The organism is Pedococcus bigeumensis, assembly GCF_039531795.1.
GTDB lineage: Bacteria > Actinomycetota > Actinomycetes > Actinomycetales > Dermatophilaceae > Pedococcus > Pedococcus bigeumensis.
In genome coordinates, this window is sequence record NZ_BAAAQS010000001.1 from 533,102 (window position 1) to 552,346 (window position 19,245).

The following is a 19,245-nucleotide window of genomic DNA, read 5'->3' on the forward strand; positions in this document are numbered from 1 at the left end:
CAAGTCGGCAAGTCGGGTGGGCGGCCCTGTCGGAGGGTTGTCCCGCGGCCTCAGGACACGGTCAGCCGAGCGTGCCGTACCACTCCTGGCAGGCGGCGTAAGAGGGGAGCAGGCCCTGGTCCAGCGCCTCGGCCAGCGACGGCGCGGACTCGTCCTTGGGCGACAGCAGGGGCTCGATGCCGTCCGGGAAGACCAGTCCCACCTCGGCGTCGAGCGGGTGGATGCCGTGCTCGCGGGCGGGGTTGTAGGCCGCGGTGCACAGGTACATCGCCGTCGTGTCGTCCTCGAGCGCCACGAAGGCGTGGCCGAGGCCTTCGGCGAGGTAGACCGCACGGCGGTCGACCGTGTCGAGCAGGACGGAGTCCCACTGGCCGAAGGTGGGCGACCCCACCCGCAGGTCGATGACGAAGTCGACGAGCGCGCCGGAGAGGGCTGTGACGTACTTGGCCTGCGACGGCGGGACGTCCGCGAAGTGGATGCCCCGCACGGTGCCGCGCGAGGAGACCGAGATGTTGGTCTGGACCACCTGGGGACGGTGGCCGACGGCCTCCGCGAGGAGGTCGCCGCGGAAGGACTCGAGGAACACGCCCCGGGCGTCGGGGAACTGCCGAGGGGTGACCTCGAAGGCGTCGGCGATCGCGAGCGGGCGGATCTGCATCAGTGGCCTCGGGCCTCGTCGAGGAGCCCGGACAGGTAGACGCCGTAGCCGCTCTTGCGCAGCGAGTCGGCGAGCGCGGCGAACTCGTCGTCGCCGAGCCACCCGTTGCGCCAGGCGATCTCCTCGACGCAGCCGATCTTCTGCCCCTGCCGTGCCTCGACGACGTGGACGAACTGGGCTGCGTCCATCAGGCCGAGGAAGGTGCCGGTGTCGAACCAGGCGGTCCCCCGCGGGAGGAGTGTGACGCTGAGGTCACCTCGCTGCAGGTAGGCCTCGTTGATGCCGGTGATCTCCAGCTCGCCGCGCTCACTGGGCTTGAGGTCGCGGGCGATCTGGACGACGTCGTTGTCGTAGAAGTAGAGACCGGGCACGGCATACGAGGACTTGGGGTGCTCGGGCTTCTCCTCGATGGAGATGACGCGGCCGTCCTCGGAGAACTCCACGACGCCGTAGGCCGACGGCTCGGTGACGTGGTAGGCGAAGATCTGGCCGCCCGTGACCGTGGTGTTCGCCGCGAGCGAAGTGCCCAGGCCGGTGCCGTAGAAGATGTTGTCGCCGAGGACCAGAGCCACCGCGTCGTCGCCGATGAAGTCCGCCCCGATGATGAAGGCCTGGGCGAGGCCGTCGGGGCTGGCCTGCACGGCGAAGGTCAGCTCGATGCCCCATTGGGAGCCGTCTCCGAGCAGCCGCTGGAACTGAGCCTGGTCCTCCGGGGTCGTGATCACCAGCACCTCGCGGATCCCGGCCATCATCAGCGTCGAGAGCGGGTAGTAGATCATCGGCTTGTCGTAGACCGGCATCAGCTGCTTGCTGATGCCGAGGGTGATGGGGTGCAGGCGCGTGCCTGACCCCCCGGCAAGGATGATCCCCTTCATGCTGCACGACCTTAGTGCGAGGTGGCTCGCCGTGAGGCGCCTCCCCTCGCGATAGCCTCGGCGCCATGAAGGTCCTCGTCACCGGCGCAGCAGGGTTCATCGGCTCGAACTTCGTGATCAGGGCCCGTGCCGTGCGGCCGGACTGGCGCCTCACCGTGCTCGACTCGATGACGTATGCCGCGAACCTCGCCTCCCTCGATCCGGTCGCCGGCGAGGTCGACGTGGTGAAGGGGTCGGTCACCGACGCCGACCTGGTGGACGAGCTCGTCGCCGCGCACGACCTCGTCGTGCACTTCGCGGCTGACTCGCACAACGACAACTCGCTCGAGGACCCCTGGCCGTTCATCGACACCAACATCATCGGCACCTACCAGCTGATCCAGGCGGTGCGCCGCCACGACAAGCGGCTGCACCACGTCTCGACCGACGAGGTGTACGGCGACCTCGAGCTCGACGACCCGGCCAGGTTCACCGAGGACACGCCCCTCAACCCGTCGAGCCCCTACTCGGCGTCCAAGGCGAGTGCGGACCTCCTCGTGCGGGCGTGGATCAGGTCGTTCGGGCTCCGGGCGACGCTGTCCAACTGCTCCAACAACTACGGGCCGCGCCAGCACCCCGAGAAGTTCATCCCGCGCCAGGTCACCGGCATCATCGACGGGGTGCGGCCGAAGCTCTACGGAGGCGGTCTCAACGTCCGCGACTGGATCCACGTCGACGACCACAACGACGCGGTCATCGCGATCATCGAGCAGGGCCGCGCGGGGGAGACCTACCTGATCGGTGCCGACGGCGAGATGAACAACCGCGACGTCGTCGCCCTCATCCTCGAGCTGATGGGCAAGCCGGCCGACTGGTTCGACCACGTGCCCGACCGGCCCGGGCACGACCTGCGCTACGCCATCGACGCGTCCAAGCTCCGGGCCGAGACCGACTGGCGACCGGCCCACCCGGACGTCCGCTCCGGGCTGGTCGACACCATCGCGTGGTACCGGGACAACCAGGACTGGTGGCGCACCGCCAAGGTCGTCGCCGAGGCCCGCTACGACCGGATCGGACGCTGATGACGCGCTGGCTGGTCACCGGCTCGGGCGGGATGCTCGGGCTCGACCTGCAGGTGACCCTGGCGCTCGCCGGGGTCGACGAGGACGACGTCACCGCGCTCACCCGCAAGGACCTCGACGTCACCGATCCCGACGCGGTCCGCGACGCGGTCCGGGGGCACGACGTCGTGGTGAACTGCGCGGCATACACGGCTGTCGACGACGCGCAGACCCATGAGGGTGAGGCGTTCGCGGTGAACGCCATCGGTGCGGCCAACGTCGCGGACGCCTGCCGTTCGGTGGGCGCGCGACTGGTGCACATCTCCACCGACTACGTGTTCTCGGGCGAGGCGGACGAGCCCTATGCCGAGGACGCCCCGCTGTCCCCGCTGTCCGCGTACGGCCGGACGAAGGCTGCGGGGGAGTGGGCGGTGCAGGCGCGGTGTCCGCAGGCGTGGATCGTGCGCACGGCGTGGCTCTACGGCGCCGGGGGACCGAACTTCGTCAAGACGATGGCCCGCCTTGCCGACCGGCACGACACCCTCGACGTCGTCGACGACCAGCGGGGTCAGCCCACGTGGACCATGGACGTCGCACGGGGCATCCTGCGGCTCGTCCACGAGTCGGCGCCGTTCGGGGTGTGGCACGCGACGAGCCAGGGCGACACCACGAAGTTCGGCCTGACCCGGGAGATCTTCCGGCTGCTCGGACTCGACCCGGAGCGGGTGCGGCCGACCACGAGCGACGCGTTCCCGCTCCCTGCTCCCCGTCCGGCCTACAGCGTGCTGGGGCACGACGCGTGGCGGATGGCCAGGCTCGATCCGCTCCCGCACTGGGAGGCGAGCCTCGCCGAGGCGCTGCCCGACGTCGTCGCCCAGGACGGTCCGGCCGAGCCGGCCTGACCGGCACGCCCGGCGGGGCAGTGCAGCGCTGTCTCCGTGCGGGGGGCCCGTGCGAGTATGGCTCGCACCCGGCCGCCGGACGTGAGCCACCCCGCGACGGCCCCGATCCCGGATCCCCGACAGGAAGAGCTCTCTCATGACCACATCGCGTGAGCCCACCACCCAGGAACAGCTCTGGGCCGGACAGTTCGGCGAGGCCTACATCGACCGCAACCGCGGCGTGGACCTCGTCGCGAGCAACACCGAGCTGTTCCGCAAGGTGCTCTCGGAGACGCAGGCGGTGGGGAGCGTGCTCGAGCTCGGCTGCAACATCGGCAACAACCTGCACGCGCTGCGCGGGCTGCTCCCGGAGGCGGAGCTGCACGCCGTGGAGATCAACGCGCAGGCGGCCGCCGAGGTCGAGGCCTGGGGTGGTGCCACGGTCGAGGTCGGGTCGATCCTCGACTTCGAGCCGTCCCGCACCTGGGACCTGACCTTCACCAAGGGCGTGCTGATCCACATCAACCCCGACCGGGTGCAGGACGTGTATGCCGCCCTGGTGCGTTCGTCGAACCGCTACGTCATGGTCTGCGAGTACTTCAACCCGGTGCCGGTCGAGGTCCCCTACCGCGGCCACGAGGGCGCCCTCTTCAAGCGGGACTTCGCCGGCGAGATGCTCGATGCCTTCCCGGAGCTGCGACTGGTGGGCTACGGCTTCACCTACCACCGTGACCCGCAGTTCCCCCTCGACGACTCGACGTGGTTCCTCATGGAGAAGTCCGGCTGAACCCCTCGGACCGGCGTGCGGCTAGGGTCGGGACATGCTCGCCGTCTACGCCGCACGCCAGTCCGCCGACGACCCGCTCTCGGGGTTGGAGGTCGGCGAGCGCCCTGACCCCACCCCCCGCGAGGGCTGGACGACGGTCACGCTGCGGACCGCTGGGCTCAACCACCACGACGTCTGGTCCCTGCGCGGGGTGGGGCTGCCGGCCGACCGGCTCCCGATGATCCTGGGCTGCGACGGCGCCGGGGTCGACGAGGACGGCAACGAGGTCATCGTGCACGCGGTCATCCCGAGCGACGGCTGGCGCGGTGACGAGACCCTCGACCCGCGCCGGACGCTGCTCTCGGAGCTGCACGACGGCACCCTCGCCGAGAAGGTCGCCGTCCCCACCACCAACCTCGTGGCCAAGCCGGCCGAGCTCCCGTGGGAGCACGCGGCCTGCCTCTCGACCGCGTGGCTCACCGCCTACCGGATGCTGTTCACGAACGCCGGGCTGACGCCGGGCGCCACCGTCCTGGTCCAGGGCGCCGGCGGTGGCGTGGCCACCGCCCTCGTGCAGCTCGGGGCCGCGGCGGGCTACCGGATGTGGGTCACCAGCCGCGACGAGGAGAAGGGCGAGCGCGCGGTGGGGATCGGCGCGGACCAGGCGTTCGGCAGCGGCGAGCGACTCCCCGACCGCGTGGACGCCGTCATGGAGACGGTCGGGGCGGCGACCTGGTCGCACTCGGTCAACTCGCTCAAGCCCGGTGGCACGATCGTCATCTCCGGCGCGACGTCCGGCGACGCACCCAGCAAGGCCGAGCTGACCAAGATCTTCTTCAAGCAGCTGCGTGTGGTCGGGTCGACGATGGGCAGCCGCGGCGAGCTCGAGCGACTGGCTCAGTTCGTCGTGCAGCAGCGCATCGAGCCGGTCATCGACACGACCCTGCCGCTGGCCCGGGCCCGGGACGGGTTCGCCCGCATGGCGGCCGGCGAGCTGTTCGGCAAGGTCGTCTTCACCGTCTCCTGACGCCTCGCCGGGTCAGAGCAGGGCGGTGACGAGCCAGACGATCCCGGCCACCGCGAGGATCGCGACCGTGGCGCCGGCGAAGATGACGGCGCCCTTCTGGGTGCCGCCCATCTTCTCGTCCCAGCCCTGCTCCTTGGCGACGTCGCGGATCAGGTCGCGACCGGCGGTCGCGTCGAACGAGTAGTCGACGACCTTGCCGACCCTGCCGGTCTTGAGGTCGACCCCGAACTCCTTGCGGAACGACTTCTCGTAGACCCGGCCACGCTGCGTGGACGCAGCGGCCTGGAGGCGTGGTGACGAGCCGCCCCCACTCCACGAGAAGGTGTTGCTGACGTCGGTGATCGTCATCGACTGGTCGGCCTCGTTGAGCCGGACCTGGTGGGTGAAGACCTTGTTGAGCCCGTGGGCCCTGAAGACGGCCAGCCACCGGGCATCGGCGACGTCGATCGTGAGGTCGAACCCCTGCGGGGTCTCGCGCACGGCATACGGCGTGCCGGCAGCCGCAGCGCGCAGGGTGGTGATCAGCTCGGCGGACGTGCCCATCGAGGGCCCCCTCGGTGCTCGGTGGTGGTGGTGACGGTGGTGGTGGTGACGGTGGTGGTGACGGTGGTGGTCGTGACGGTGGTGGTCGTGACGGTGGTGGTGATCGTGGGTGCGGTTCGGTCAGGGTGGGTCAGCTCGGGGAGATCTGCAGCCAGTCGTACCAGCCGTTGTGCAGGACCAGCCACGCGATCAGGCCGTAACCCGCCTGGCCCGGGTGGTGGGGCACCCGGCTGGCGGCCAGGTCGCTCTGCCACTGTTCGTGTCCGAGCAGCGGCCGGAAGCAGTCGACGAACGGCACTCCCCGCCGGGAGCACACGTCGGCCTGGGCCTCCACGAGCACGTCCAGCTTGGCGTTCAGCTCCTCGTCGTCGCCCGGCGGAGGGCTGACCACGAAGGTGCCGATGCCCGCGCTGGCGGCGTCGTCGAGGATGTTGGCCAGGTTGAGCCGGTGCCGGGCCAGGGTCACGCCGGTCGCCGCGTCGTTGCCGCCGACCGAGATCACCAGCCGCTTCTCGGACCGGCCGCGCCAGCGTGGGGCGCACTCGGCCTTCCAGCGGGCGAGCACGTCGGCGGTGGTGTCGCCACGCACGCCGAGGTTGTAGGCGGTCAGCTCGAGGTCGGAGTGATGGGTGCGACCCACGACCCGCGACACCCACCCCTGACCCTTGGGGTCGCCGACCCCGGCCACGAGCGAGGCACCGACGAAGACGATGCCGACGTCCCTGGGACCGTCGGCAGCGACCTGGAACTCGGCGCTCGGGGTGAAGGTGGGCTCGCTCACGCGTCAGTCCTCGTCGTCGTCGAGCCGGGCCAGCCAGGTGGCCAGTCGCTCGACGGGGGTCTCGAAGTCGGGGTTCAGGTCCACGAACGTGCGCAGCTGGTCGGCCAGCCACTCGAAAGAGACTTCCTCTTCCCCTCGGCGAGCAGCCAGCTCCTCGATGCCACGATCCGTGAAGTACACGTCTGCAAGGTTAACGGGGGTATGCCGCGCGGCTGGACCAGCCACGCGGCATACCGGCCCGTCTCGTGCCTCGACCACCGCAAAACGGCGGTTGCTCGACGATACGGGCCCCATGGAGGCCGTTTCGTCGAGCAACCACCGTTTCTCGGGGTTGGGTTGCTGGCTCCTAGCGGGCGAAGGCGGCCGCCACCAGCTCGGCCTGCTGCTCGGCGTGCCGCTTGCTCGAGCCCGTGGCCGGCGAGGCCGAGGCCTTGCGCGACACGACCCGCAGCGCCCGGGTCTCGCCGAGCTCGGCGAGGGCCTGCGGCAGGTTCATCGCCACGAACGGCCAGGCGCCCTGGTTGGCCGGCTCGTCCTGCACCCAGACGACGTCCGCGCCGGGGTACTTGGCCAGCTCGGCGGCGATCTCCCGGGCGGGCAGGGGCGCGAGCTGCTCGACCCGGACGATCGCGGTCGTGGTGTCCTCGGCCTTCTCGCGGGCGGCCTCGAGGTCGTAGACGACCTTGCCGCTCGCGAGCAGCACCCGGGTCACGCCGCCGTTGTCGAACGACGCGCGGTCGGCCAGCACCGGCCGGAAGGTGCCCTCGGTGAAGTCCTGCGGCATGCTGCTCGCCGCCTTGAGCCGCAGCATCGACTTCGGTGTGAAGACGATCAGCGGTCGGCGCGGGCGGGCGTACGCCTGACGACGCAGCAGGTGGAAGTAGCTCGCCGGGGTCGAGGGGTAGGCGACCGTCATGTTGTCCTCGGCGCACATCTGCAGGAAGCGCTCGATGCGGGCCGAGGAGTGGTCGGGGCCCTGGCCCTCGTAGCCGTGGGGGAGCAGCAGCACGACGGACGAGCGCTGGCCCCACTTCTGCTCGGAGGAGCTGATGAACTCGTCGACGATGGTCTGGGCGCCGTTGAAGAAGTCGCCGAACTGCGCCTCCCACAGGACCAGGGCGTCGGGGCGCTCGACGGAGTAGCCGTACTCGAAGCCCATCGCCGCGAACTCGGACAGCAGGGAGTCGTAGACCCAGAACCGGGCCTGTCCCTCACCGAGGTAGAGGAGCGGGGTCCACTCCTCGGCGGTGTGCTTGTCGATCAGCACGGCGTGGCGCTGGACGAAGGTGCCACGACGGCTGTCCTGACCGGCCAGCCGCACCGGCGTGCCCTCCATGAGCAGCGAGCCGAAGGCGAGCAGCTCACCGGTCGCCCAGTCGATCCCGCCGTCGCGGGTGGACTGGGCACGCTTCTCCATGGCCTGCAACAGCTTCGGGTGCACCGTGAAGCCCTTGGGCGGGTTCACGAAGGCGTCACCGATGTGCTGGAGCTGGTCGGCGGGGATGGCCGTCTGGTCCGCGGAGCGGCTCGCCTGGTCGGTGGCCTGCGCGGTCGGCGGCTCGAGGCCTGAATGGCCCTCGGCGTCGGTGCCGACCAGCGTGGGGTCACTGGTCTCCTCGCTGGCCTCCTTGAGCGCCGCCTTCGTCTCGACGAAGACGCGCTCGAGCTGCTGCTGGTAGTCGCGCAGCGCCGCCTCGGCGTCCTCCTGGCTGATGTCGCCGCGACCGATCAGCGACTCGGTGTAGAGCTTGCGCACCGAGCGCTTGGCCTCGATGAGGGTGTACATCAACGGCTGGGTCATCGAGGGGTCGTCGCCCTCGTTGTGACCGCGACGGCGGTAGCAGACCATGTCGATGACGACGTCCTTGTTGAACGTCTGGCGGAACTCGTAGGCGAGCTCGGCCACCCGGACGCAGGCCTCGGGGTCGTCGCCGTTCACGTGGAAGATCGGCGCCTGGATCATGCGGGCGACGTCGGTCGAGTACGTCGAGGAGCGGCTCGCGCTCGGTGACGTGGTGAAGCCGACCTGGTTGTTGATGACCACGTGGATGGTGCCGCCGGTGCGGTAGCCGCGCAGCTGCGACAGGTTGAGCGTCTCGGCGACGACTCCTTGGCCGGCGAACGCCGCGTCGCCGTGCATGAGCAGGGGCAGCACGGTGAAGTCCTCACCCGCGAGGTCGAGCCGGTCCTGCTTGGCCCGGGTGATGCCCTCGAGGACCGGGTTGACGGCCTCGAGGTGGGACGGGTTGGCCGCGAGGTAGACCTTGGTCTTGCTGCCGTCCTCGGCGACGAACTCGCCCTCGGTGCCGAGGTGGTACTTCACGTCGCCCGAGCCCTGTACCGACTTGGGGTCCTGCTTGCCCTCGAACTCGCGGAAGATCTGGCCGTAGGACTTGCCGGCGATGTTGGCGAGCACGTTGAGGCGCCCGCGGTGTGGCATGCCGATGCAGACCTCGTCCATGGAGTCGGCGGCGGCGCGGCACAGGATCCGGTCGAGCAGCGCGATGACCGACTCGCCGCCCTCGAGGCTGAACCGCTTCTGCCCGACGAACTTGGTCTGGAGGAAGGTCTCGAACGCCTCGGCGGCGTTGAGCCGGCGCAGGATCCGCAGCTGCTCGTCGGGGCCGGGCTTGGCGTAGCCGACCTCGATCTTGGCCTGCAGCCAGCGGCGCTGCTCGGGGTCCTGGATGTGCATGTACTCGGTGCCGATGGTGCGGCAGTAGGAGTCACGCAGGATGCCGAGGATCTTGCGCAGCCGCAGCATGGGGGCGCCGCCGAAGCCACCGGTCGCGAAGTCGCGCTCGAGGTCCCACAGGGTGAGCCCGTGGGAGGTGACGTCGAGGTCGGGGTGGCGGCGCTGGCGGTACTCCAGCGGGTCGGTGTCGGCCATCAGGTGGCCGCGCACGCGGTAGGCGTGGATCAGCTCCTGGACGCGGGCGGTCTTGTTGACGTCGTCGTCGTGGTGGGCCGAGATGTCCTGGACCCAGCGGACCGGCTCGTAGGGCAGGCGCAGGCTCTCGAAGATCTCGTCGTAGAAGCCGTTGTCACCGAGCAGCAGCTGGTGGACGATCCGCAGGAAGTCCCCGGACTGCGCACCCTGGATGATCCGGTGGTCGTAGGTGCTGGTCAGCGTGAGGATCTTGGAGACGGCGTTGCGGTTGAGCGTCTCCTGGCTGGCGCCCTGCCACTCGGCGGGGTACTCCAGCGCGCCGACCCCGATGATGGCGCCCTGGCCGGCCATCAGCCGCGGCACCGAGTGGACGGTGCCGATGGTGCCGGGGTTGGTCAGCGTGAGGGTGGTGCCCTGGAAGTCCTCGACGGTCAGCTTGCCGCCGCGGGCCTTGCGGACCACGTCCTCGTAGGCCGTCCAGAAGTGGGCGAAGTCCATCGACTCGGCCGACTTGATCGAGGGCACCAGGAGCTGGCGCGTGCCGTCGGGCTTGGCCATGTCGATCGCGAGCCCGAGGTTGACGTGACCGGGGATGACCAGGGCCGGCTTGCCGTTCTCCTCGGTGAACCCGTTGTTCATCTCGGGCATGTGGCCCAGCGCCTTGACGAGGGCGTAGCCGATGAGGTGGGTGAAGGAGACCTTGCCGCCACGGGAGCGCTGCAGGTGGTTGTTGATGACGACCCGGTTGTCGATCAGCAGCTTGGCCGGCACGGCGCGCACGCTGGTCGCGGTGGGGACGGTCAGCGAGGACTCCATGTTGGTGACCGTGCGGGCGCTGGCGCCGCGCAGCGGCCTGATCTGGTTCTCGTTCGTGGCCTCGGTCTGCCTGGGCGCCTGGGGCTCGCGGGGCTTGGGCACCTCCTTGACTCCGGCGGTCTCGCCGCCGGTGCCGGCCTCCTTGTCCTCGGGCTTGTCGGCCACGGCCTTGTCGGTGCTGGCGTCAGGCTTGTCGGTGGACTGCCCGGAGGTCGAGGTGGGGCGGGCGGGCGCGGCAGGAGCGGACGCGGCAGGAGCGGACGCGGCAGGCGCGGGCGCAGCAGGCGCGGGGGCGGCAGGAGCCGACGCGGCCGGCGCTGCCGGGGCCGATGCGGCCGGCGCAGCAGGCGCGGTGGCGGTGCTCCCGTTGGAGCCCGACCCGTTGGTCGTGGCGCCGCCGTCGGTGGGCTGGTAGTCCTCGAAGAGGGACCACCACGCCTTGTCCACGGAGTTCTTGTCCTTCTGGTACTTCTCGTACAGCTCGTCCACGAGCCACTCGTTCGGCCCGAAGGCCGCCATGGGGTCGTTGGTCGGGGACTGGTCGGGCACGGCGGATACGCCTCTTTCGTAGCGTCGACAATGACGGGCAATAGGTGCTCCCAGCCTATCCCCGTGCGTCCCGCCGCGCTGCGGCGGGGAAGAGGTTTCCCGGGCGACCTTCGCCACGTCGTCGACGAGCTCTCCGGCAGGCGCGCCAGCGCCCGCCCACGGTCCCGTGACGGGGCGGGTATGCCGCGGGGCCGGGTCCCCTGCTGGAACCCGGCCCCACGGCATACCTGGACTGCGTCGTCGACCTAGCTGATGTCGCTCCGGACCGTGCGCCACGAGCCGAACCCGGCCATCACCGCGGCGTACGCGGCAAGCACCAGGGCGCCACCCCACCAGGCGAGCTGGTGCACGGGGCGGTCGCCGCCCTGGGTCACCCCGCTGACCATCGCGCTGGTCGCCTGGCTGGGGAGGTAGGGGACGATGTGCTCCCGCCCCCAGGTCCAGAAGGTGAGGCCGAAACCGGCCAGTGGCTCCACGATCCAGGCCACGCCGATCGAGATCAGCAGGGCCGCGACCTGGTTGGGGATGAGGATCCCCGCGCCGAGGCCGATCAGGGCCCAGAGACCGAGCACGAGCAGGCTCAGGGCCAGCGTCCGGTAGACGCCCGACTCGGGGAACGGCGCGAAGCCACGCGCGTTGAGCACGATCGCGCCTGCGATGATCGACCCGGCCAGCGAGATGATGCCGTAGATGGCCCCGAGGCCGAGCAGGGCGACGACCTTCGCGGCCATCACCCGGACCCGCTTGGGCGTGCCCAGGAACGTGCTGGAGATCGTCTTGTGGCGGTACTCGGACCCGATCTGCATCACGCCGATGGTGAGGGTGAGCAGGTAGCCGACGCCCAGGCCCGCCGTGTAGACGCTGTTCGCGATCTGCAGCGGCGTGCCGGTGGGTGCGGGGTTGGGGTCGCTGGGGTCGGGCTTGATCGTGTAGATGAAGCCGAACGCCACGGCCAGCCCGGCGCCGGCCACGAACATGGCGATGGCCATGCCCCACCACATCCGCGTGGTGAAGAACTTGCGGAACTCGGCCTTGATCGCGTTGGTCATTCGTTGCCCCCTTCCTGTCCGGCGATGGCATCTCGTTCGGTCACGCCCGCCGGTCCCGAGGTGCTGTCGCCCAGGTTGCGGTTGGTGCCCTCGGTCAGCTCGAAGAACAGTGCCTCGAGGTCGGTCGTGGCCTGGCGCAGCTCGTAGATCGGCAGGCCGGCCCGCAGGGCCACGTCGCCGATCAGGCGCAGGTCATGGGTCGCGGCCAGCAGGCTGCCGTCCTCGACGGTGCTCGTCACGTCGGCGACCCGAAGAGCGCCCGCGAGCGCGTCGAGGTCGGTGGTCCGGACGATGGTGTGGGCCTCGCCGTGCAGGTCGTTCATCGCGCCCTGCTTGATCAGTCGGCCGTTGTTGATGATGACGACGTCGTCGACCGTCTGCTCCACCTCCTGGAGCATGTGGCTCGAGATGAGGACCGTCTTGCCCTGGGCGGACAGGTGGCGCAGGAAGCCGCGCAGCCACCGGATGCCCTCGGGGTCGAGGCCGTTGGCTGGCTCGTCGAGGATCAGCACCTGCGGGTCGCCCAGCATCGCGGCGGCGAGGCCGAGTCGCTGGCGCATGCCCATCGAGTACCCGCCGGCGCGCTTCTTCGCCGCAGCGGGGATCCCGACCAGCTCGAGCATCTCGTCGACGCGGTCGACCCCGACACCCGCGGTGTCGGCCAGGACCCGGAGGTGGTCGCGGCCGGTGCGGCCGGGGTGGAAGTTGGTGGCCTCGAGTGCGGACCCCACCACCGACATCGGCTGGGAGATCTCGCGGTAGCTGCGACCGCCGATGGTCGCGACGCCGCTGGACGGGTTGACCAGTCCGAGCAGCATGCGGAGGGTGGTCGTCTTGCCGGCGCCGTTCGGGCCGAGGAAGCCGGTGATCCGGCCGGGCTCGACGCTGAAGGAGAGGTTGTCGACGGCGGTGAAGCTGCCGAACCGCTTGGTCAGGTCGCGCACCTCGATTCGGGCGCCCTCAGTGGGTCGTGGTGGTGTCGTGGTCGTGGTCATCGTTCCCCCGGAGTCGGTCTCATGGCGGCCATCCTCCCAACTGACGCGGGGTGAGGGTCAACCGGGTTACGGCCCTAGGATGACCGCACTATGACCGAATGGTTGCTGGTCCTGACCGGCGTGGGGCTGACGATCGGCACGGCCGTCTTCGTGGCCACGGAGTTCTCGCTGGTGGCGCTCGACCGGCCGACCGTGCAGAAGGCCGTCGACGCGGGTGACGCCCGCGCCGAGGTCGTGCTGGGGTCGCTGCGCGGTCTCTCGACGCAGCTGTCGGCCGCGCAGGTCGGCATCACGCTGACCACCCTCATCCTCGGCTTCCTGGCGACTCCCTCGCTGGGCGTGCTGCTCGAGACGCCTCTCCACGCGGTCGGCCTCAGGGGCTCCACGCTGGACTCGGTGGCGGCGGCGGTGGCCCTGCTCGTCGCCACGCTGTTCTCGATGGTGTTCGGCGAGCTGCTGCCCCAGTTCCTCGGTATCTCGGCCCCGCTCGCCACGGCCAAGGTCGTCGCGATGCCGGTGCGTGGTTTCGCCCTGGTCGCCCGGCCGCTGATCTTCGTCCTCAACGGCTCGGCCAACCTCTTCCTGCGGGCGCTCGGCATCACCCCGCGCGAGGAGCTCTCCGGCGCCCGGACGCCACAGGAGCTGGCCTCGCTGGTCCGCCGCTCCGCCGAGGCAGGCACCCTTGACGAGGGCACCGCCCGGCTGGTCACCAAGTCGCTGGGTTTCGGCGAGCAGACCGCGGCCGACGTCATGAGCCCGCGCGCGCGGGCGTCGTCGATCGAGCGCACTGCCACCGCCGAGGACGTCGTGCGGCTCGCACGACGCACCGGACACTCACGCTTCCCGGTGACCGGCGAGGACTGGGACGACATCGATGGCGTGGTGCACGTGAAGCGGGCCATCGCCGTCCCGCACGAGCGCCGTGAAGACGTGCCGGTGTCGGCGCTCATGGTGCCGCCGCTGCTCGTGCCCGAGACGATCCGGCTCGACCCGCTGCTGCTGATGCTGCGCGAGCACGGCCTCCAGCTCGCCATCGTCGTCGACGAGTACGGCGGCACGGCCGGCATCGTCACCCTCGAGGACGTCGTGGAGGAGATCGTCGGCGAGGTGTCCGACGAGCACGACGTCTTCCGCACGACCGGGCGCGAGTTCACCGACGGGTCCTGGACGGTGCCGGGTCTCTGGCGCCCGGACGAGGTGCGGGAGCGGCTGGGGGCCGTCGTGCCCGACGGCCCGGCCTACGAGACCACCGGCGGCTTCGTCATGGCCGAGCTCGGCCGGATCCCGACGGTGGGCGACACCGTGCACATCCCCGGCTGGGAGATCACCGTGCTGGCCATGGACGGCATGCGGGCCGACCGGCTCCGGTTCGTCCCCGTCGACCAGGCCGAGGACGCCGGTCACGGCGACCACGGGGAGGGCTCGCCGCTGGCTCAGGACGGCCAGGGCCGTGCGGGCGGTCGCCCCGTGACCGCAGGCGGACGCGACGCGGGACGGCCCGCGCGCCACGACGCTGAGGGCGCGAAGTGAGCGCCGGTGCGGTGTGGGTCACCGTCCTGCTCCTGCTGCTCAACGCCTTCTTCGTCGGGGCCGAGTTCGCCGCGATGGCGGCGCGGCGTTCCACCCTGGAACCGTTGGCAGCCAACGGGTCCCGTCGCGCGCAGGTCTGCCTCGACGCCCTGGAGCAGATGGGCTCGCTGCTCGCCTGTGCACAGCTCGGCATCACCGTCTGCTCGGTGCTCCTGGGTGCCATCTCCGAGGCCGCCCTGCACCACGCGCTCGAACCCGTCGTCCACCACCTCGGGCTCCCGACGGGCGTGACCGACGGGTTGGCGCTCGCCCTCGCCCTGCTCATCGTGGTCTACCTGCACGTGGTCATCGGCGAGATGATCCCCAAGAACCTCGCCCTCGCCGGACCCGAGCGGTCCGCGCTGATCCTCGTGCCGGTGCTGCTGTTCATCACTCGGGCCCTGCGCCCGATCATCTCGGTCATGGAGTCGCTGGCGAAGTCGCTGGTGCGGCTCTTCCGGGTGGAGCCCAAGGACGAGATCACGTCGGCCTTCACGGTCGAGGAGGTCGAGCACATCCTCGCCGAGAGCCACCACGAAGGGCTGATCGAGGAAGGTCAGCACGGGCTGGTCGGCGCGGCCCTCGAGTTCAGCGACAAGGACGCCGTCGACGTCGCCGTCGCACTCTCCGACCTCGTGACCCTGCCCCTGACCGCCACTCCCGACGACGTGGAACGACTGGTGGCCAAGCGCGGGTTCTCCCGCTACCCCATGCTCGACCGGGCCGGCGAGCTCACCGGTTACCTGCACCTCAAGGACGTCCTCTACGCCGACGAGACGGAGCGCGACATCGCCGTGCCGGTCAAGCGGGTCCGCAAGCTGGCGACGGTGCAGGCCGCCGACGAGGTCGAGGAGGTGCTGCGCACCATGCAGCGCACCGGTTCCCACCTCGCCCGCGTGGTCGACCCCGACGGCGCCGACATCGGTGTCGTCTTCCTCGAGGACGTCATCGAGGAGCTCGTCGGCGAGGTCACCGACGCCTCGCAGCGCTGACCGCGGCATACCGCGACACCACCCCGCAGCGGCCGGGGCCGAGCGGGCACGGAAATGGCCCAGCGCTGTGCGCCGGGCCATTTCGTGTGCGTGCCCCCGGCAGGATTCGAACCTGCGCCCCCGCCTCCGGAGGGCGGTGCTCTATCCCCTGAGCTACGGGGGCCGACACGTGCGCTCCCGTGAAGGAGGCGCCCGCAGAGGTTAGCAGCCTAGGGTGGCCTCCATGGAACGCGGGGGACTCGTCTACGTCTGCGACGACACGGAGCAGATCAGGCGCCTCATCCGGGTCAACCTCGAGCTCGAGGGTTACGAGGTGCGCGAAGCCGGCGACGGCGAGGAGCTGGTCGCCGCCCTCCACGAGCTCGACCCGCTCCCGGGAGTGGTCACCCTCGACGCACAGATGAGCCCGCGGGACGGCTGGTGGACGATCGCGCAGATCCGCGCCGACCCGCGGCTGGCCCACATCCCGGTGATCATGGTGACCGCCTCGGTGCAGCAGCACGACCGGGTCCAGGCCGAGGGGTCCGGGCTCGACGCGTTCGTGTCGAAGCCGTTCGACCCGGAGCACCTCATCGAGCTCGTCTCGGGCTTCATGGCCGAGGGACGAGCGCACTCTCCCTCGCCCTAGACTTGCCCGGGTGACTCCCGAAGAGCTCTCCGCAGCCATCCGCACCGCCCTCACCGAAGCCGTCGCCGCCGGCGACTTCGCCGTGGACGTGCCCGCGGAGATCCGCGTGGAGCGACCGCGGAACCGCGACCACGGTGACTGGTCCACCAACATCGCGCTCCAGCTGGCCAAGGGAGCCGGTATGCCGCCGCGCGACGTCGCGGCGCGGCTCGCCGAGCGCCTCGGGCGGGTGGCCGGCGTGAAGGCAGTCGACATCGCCGGGCCGGGCTTCCTCAACATCACCGTGGACGCGGCGTCGGCCGGTGAGCTGGCCCGCTCGATCGTCGAGGCCGGCGCGGCCTACGGCAGCAACGACTCCGAGGCCGGACACGTGATCAACGTCGAGTTCATCTCGGCCAACCCGACCGGGCCGCTCCACCTCGGGCACACCCGGTGGGCGGCGCTCGGCGACGCCATGAGCCGGCTGCTCAAGACGTCGGGTGCGACGGTCACCACCGAGTACTACATCAACGACGCCGGCGCGCAGATGGACAAGTTCGCCGCCTCGGTGCTCGCGAGCGCGAAGGGGGAGCCCACGCCCGAGGGCGGGTACCCCGGCGCGTACGTCGACGACCTGGCGGCCCAGGCGCTCACCGTCCGTCCCGACCTGCTGGAGCTCCCGGCCGACGAAGCCCTGGCGGCGGCCCGCTCGGTGGCCTACGACGCGCAGCTGCAGGACATCAAGGACACGCTCGCCGACTTCGGCGTGCACTTCGACGTGTGGTTCTCCGAGGCCGGCCTGCACGAGTCCGGCGCAGTCGAGCAGGCGGTCGACCGGCTGCGCGAGCAGGGCCACGTCTTCGACGAGGGCGGCGCGATCTGGCTGCGCACGACCGACTTCGGCGACGACAAGGACCGCGTCCTGATCAGGGCCAACGGCGAACCGACCTACTTCGCGGCCGATGCCGCCTACTACCTGTCGAAGAAGGACCGCGGCTTCGACGAGAAGATCTACCTCCTCGGGGCCGACCACCACGGCTACATCAACCGGCTCAAGGCGATCGCGGCCTGCGCCGGCGACGACCCCGAGCACAACATCGAGGTCCAGATCGGCCAGCTGGTCAACCTCGGCGGGGCCAAGCTCTCCAAGCGGGCCGGCAACATCATCGAGCTGCGCGACCTCATCAGCTGGATCGGCACCGACGCGATCCGCTACTCCCTGTCGCGCTACCCCGCGGACAGCACGCTGTCCCTCGACGGCGAGGAGCTGCGCAAGCAGACCAACGACAACCCGGTCTTCTACGTGCAGTACGCCCACGCCCGCACCTCCAACGTGGCCCGGCTGGCGGGGGAGGACGGCGTCGTCCGTGGCGACGGCTTCGACCCGTCCCTGCTGACCGACCCGACCGAGGCGTCCCTGCTGGCCATCCTCGGTGACTTCCCGAGGATCGTCGCCCAGGCCGCCCACCTGCGCGAGCCGCACCGAGTGGCCCGCTACCTGGAGGACCTCTCGGGGCACTTCCACAAGTGGTACGACACCTGCCGCGTGCGCCCGATGACCGCCGACGAGGAGATCACCGACCTCCACCGGACCCGGCTGTGGCTCAACGACGCCACCCGCCAGGTCTTGGCCAACGGACTGGACCTCCTGGGGGTCTCCGCACCCGACAGGATGTAGCCCATGCGCGCGCACGAGGCGGGAGCCCTCCACGCCGAGGGCTACGGCGGACCACCCCACTGGCTGCCCTGGCCCACAGACGTCATGGAGCTGATGCCACAGCTGTGGCCGCAGACCGTGGACCGTGACGAGGAAGGCCGCCTGACGGTGGGCGGACTCGACGTGGTGAGCATCGCCCGCGAGTTCGGCACCGCGGCATACGTGGTGGACGAAGCCGACTTCCGCGCCCGGGCGCGGGCGTTCCGTGACGAGTTCGGTGCACCGTTCGCGGCCCTCGGCGGGGTCGACGTGTTCTATGCCGGGAAGGCCTTCCTCTGCACCGAGGTGGCCCGCTGGGTGGCGGAGGAGGGGCTCTGCCTCGACGTCTGCTCCGGTGGGGAGCTCGCGGTGGCGCAGCGCGCGGGGTTCCCCGGGGCGCGGATCGGCCTGCACGGCAACAACAAGTCGCTCGCCGAGATCCGTCAGGCACTGGCCTACGGCGTGGGGCGGATCGTCGTCGACTCCTTCGAGGAGATCGACCGGGTGACCGCCGTCGCTGCCGAGCTCGGGGTGCGTGCCCCGGTGATGGTCCGCGTCACGGTGGGGGTGGAGGCCCACACCCACGAGTTCATCGCGACAGCCCACGAGGACCAGAAGTTCGGGTTCTCCCTCGCGGGCGGCCAGGCCGCCGAGGCGGTCTCGCGCATCCTCGCCCGAAGTGCCCAGCTCGACCTCCTCGGACTGCACTCCCACATCGGGAGCCAGATCTTCGACACGTCGGGGTTCGAGGTCTCGGCGCGACGGCTGATCGGGCTGCACGCCGAGGTCGCGCGCGTGCACGGGGTCCACCTGCCCGAGCTGGACCTCGGTGGCGGCTACGGCATCGCCTACACCTCGGAGCACACGCCGCTGCACCCTGGCGAGCTCGGCGAGCAGATGGCCGACCTGGTCCAGCGCGAGCTGAAGGCCGTGGGCGACGGCGGGCCCGACACCCCGACCCCCCGCATCTCGATCGAGCCCGGCCGGGCGATCGTCGGCCCGAGCACGTTCACGCTCTACGAGGTCGGCACGGTCAAGGACGTCGACCTCGGCGGCGGCGCCAAGCGCACCTACGTCTCCGTGGACGGTGGCATGAGCGACAACATCCGCACCGCGCTCTACGACGCCGACTACTCCTGCACCCTGGCGAGCCGGCACTCGGACGCGGCGCCGCGGCTGGCCCGCGTGGTCGGCAAGCACTGCGAGAGCGGCGACATCGTCGTGATGGACGAGTACCTGCCCGACGACATCTCGGCCGGCGACCTCGTCGCCGTGCCCGGCACCGGCGCCTACTGCCGGAGCATGGCCAGCCAGTACAACCACACCCCGCGGCCGCCGGTGATCGCGGTCAGGGACGGGCGGGCGAGGGTGCTGGTCCGCCGCGAGACGGTGGACGACCTGCTCGCGCTGGACGTCTGCTGACCGGGTGGCCCGCGGCCGGCCGGGCGGCTCGGCCGCCCCGAGCGGCCCGGCCGACCCGGCTGGCCCATGCGGCCCGTTTGGCTCGAGCG

General features: G+C 70.7%; 17 protein-coding genes and 1 tRNA gene. 9 read left to right on the forward strand and 9 right to left on the reverse strand.

The features are described 5' to 3' along the window. Window positions 1-61: 61 nt before the first annotated feature. Both ABD262_RS02610 and rfbA read right to left on the reverse strand, forming a co-directional pair. Window positions 62-658 (reverse strand): dTDP-4-dehydrorhamnose 3,5-epimerase family protein, encoded by a 597-nt coding sequence (locus ABD262_RS02610; RefSeq protein ID WP_344130699.1) that lies wholly within the window; start codon window positions 656-658, stop codon window positions 62-64. After that, on the reverse strand, window positions 658-1,533 hold the full coding sequence (gene rfbA, locus ABD262_RS02615; RefSeq protein ID WP_344130702.1) for a glucose-1-phosphate thymidylyltransferase RfbA: 876 nt from the start codon (window positions 1,531-1,533) through the stop codon (window positions 658-660). The genes ABD262_RS02610 and rfbA overlap by 1 nt, the downstream gene beginning before the upstream one ends. Window positions 1,534-1,598: 65 nt before the next feature. On the opposite strand from rfbA, the gene rfbB reads away from it, so the two are divergent. The 4 genes from rfbB (at window position 1,599) to ABD262_RS02635 (ending at window position 5,247) form a co-directional block, all read left to right on the forward strand. Beyond that, window positions 1,599-2,594, forward strand: a complete 996-nt coding sequence (gene rfbB, locus ABD262_RS02620) for a dTDP-glucose 4,6-dehydratase (protein ID WP_344130705.1) — start codon at window positions 1,599-1,601, stop codon at window positions 2,592-2,594. After that, window positions 2,594-3,475, forward strand: a complete 882-nt coding sequence (gene rfbD / locus ABD262_RS02625; RefSeq protein WP_344130708.1) for a dTDP-4-dehydrorhamnose reductase — start codon at window positions 2,594-2,596, stop codon at window positions 3,473-3,475. The genes rfbB and rfbD overlap by 1 nt, the downstream gene beginning before the upstream one ends. Before the next feature lie 136 nt (window positions 3,476-3,611). After that, window positions 3,612-4,241 carry a pseudaminic acid biosynthesis-associated methylase gene (locus ABD262_RS02630; protein ID WP_344130711.1) on the forward strand — a complete coding sequence of 210 codons (630 nt, stop codon included), beginning with the start codon at window positions 3,612-3,614 and terminating at the stop codon, window positions 4,239-4,241. 34 nt (window positions 4,242-4,275) lie between these two features. Continuing rightward, the gene (locus ABD262_RS02635; protein ID WP_344130714.1) at window positions 4,276-5,247 is read left to right on the forward strand and encodes a zinc-binding dehydrogenase; all 972 of its coding nucleotides are present in this window, start codon (window positions 4,276-4,278) and stop codon (window positions 5,245-5,247) included. A 12-nt stretch (window positions 5,248-5,259) separates the two neighbouring features. Here the strand turns inward: ABD262_RS02635 and ABD262_RS02640 are convergent, their stop codons facing one another. The 6 genes from ABD262_RS02640 to ABD262_RS02665 form a co-directional block, all read right to left on the reverse strand. After that, window positions 5,260-5,790, reverse strand: coding sequence for a hypothetical protein (locus ABD262_RS02640; protein ID WP_344130716.1), 531 nt, complete (start codon window positions 5,788-5,790; stop codon window positions 5,260-5,262). 130 nt (window positions 5,791-5,920) lie between these two features. Then, window positions 5,921-6,571 (reverse strand): GDSL-type esterase/lipase family protein, encoded by a 651-nt coding sequence (locus ABD262_RS02645; RefSeq protein ID WP_344130719.1) that lies wholly within the window; start codon window positions 6,569-6,571, stop codon window positions 5,921-5,923. Between the two features lie 3 nt (window positions 6,572-6,574). Then, a complete protein-coding gene (locus ABD262_RS02650) occupies window positions 6,575-6,751 on the reverse strand; it encodes a DUF6104 family protein (RefSeq protein ID WP_157582120.1) in 177 nt (58 codons plus the stop codon). A 166-nt stretch (window positions 6,752-6,917) separates the two neighbouring features. Next, on the reverse strand, window positions 6,918-10,826 hold the full coding sequence (locus ABD262_RS02655; protein WP_344130724.1) for a multifunctional oxoglutarate decarboxylase/oxoglutarate dehydrogenase thiamine pyrophosphate-binding subunit/dihydrolipoyllysine-residue succinyltransferase subunit: 3,909 nt from the start codon (window positions 10,824-10,826) through the stop codon (window positions 6,918-6,920). Between the two features lie 245 nt (window positions 10,827-11,071). Then, complete coding sequence (locus tag ABD262_RS02660) at window positions 11,072-11,875, reverse strand: ABC transporter permease (protein ID WP_344130727.1); 804 nt, start codon at window positions 11,873-11,875, stop codon at window positions 11,072-11,074. Beyond that, complete coding sequence (locus ABD262_RS02665; protein ID WP_344130730.1) at window positions 11,872-12,870, reverse strand: ABC transporter ATP-binding protein; 999 nt, start codon at window positions 12,868-12,870, stop codon at window positions 11,872-11,874. The genes ABD262_RS02660 and ABD262_RS02665 overlap by 4 nt, the downstream gene beginning before the upstream one ends. 90 nt (window positions 12,871-12,960) lie before the next feature. Between ABD262_RS02665 and ABD262_RS02670 the strand changes: the two genes are divergently transcribed. Next, complete coding sequence (locus ABD262_RS02670) at window positions 12,961-14,400, forward strand: hemolysin family protein (protein ID WP_344130733.1); 1,440 nt, start codon at window positions 12,961-12,963, stop codon at window positions 14,398-14,400. Further along, window positions 14,397-15,431, forward strand: coding sequence for a hemolysin family protein (locus ABD262_RS02675; RefSeq protein WP_344130736.1), 1,035 nt, complete (start codon window positions 14,397-14,399; stop codon window positions 15,429-15,431). The genes ABD262_RS02670 and ABD262_RS02675 overlap by 4 nt, the downstream gene beginning before the upstream one ends. A gap of 91 nt (window positions 15,432-15,522) precedes the next feature. On the opposite strand, the gene ABD262_RS02680 is transcribed toward ABD262_RS02675, so the two are convergent. Beyond that, a tRNA-Arg gene (locus ABD262_RS02680) sits at window positions 15,523-15,594 on the reverse strand. A 60-nt stretch (window positions 15,595-15,654) separates the two neighbouring features. On the opposite strand from ABD262_RS02680, the gene ABD262_RS02685 reads away from it, so the two are divergent. From ABD262_RS02685 to lysA, 3 genes are read left to right on the forward strand one after another with little or no spacing between them, the layout of a single operon-like run. Beyond that, a complete protein-coding gene (locus ABD262_RS02685) occupies window positions 15,655-16,059 on the forward strand; it encodes a response regulator (RefSeq protein WP_344130738.1) in 405 nt (134 codons plus the stop codon). 10 nt (window positions 16,060-16,069) lie between these two features. Beyond that, complete coding sequence (gene argS / locus ABD262_RS02690) at window positions 16,070-17,716, forward strand: arginine--tRNA ligase (protein ID WP_344130741.1); 1,647 nt, start codon at window positions 16,070-16,072, stop codon at window positions 17,714-17,716. A 3-nt stretch (window positions 17,717-17,719) separates the two neighbouring features. Further along, window positions 17,720-19,156, forward strand: a complete 1,437-nt coding sequence (gene lysA / locus ABD262_RS02695; protein WP_344130744.1) for a diaminopimelate decarboxylase — start codon at window positions 17,720-17,722, stop codon at window positions 19,154-19,156. The last annotated feature ends 89 nt before the right edge of the window (window positions 19,157-19,245 follow it).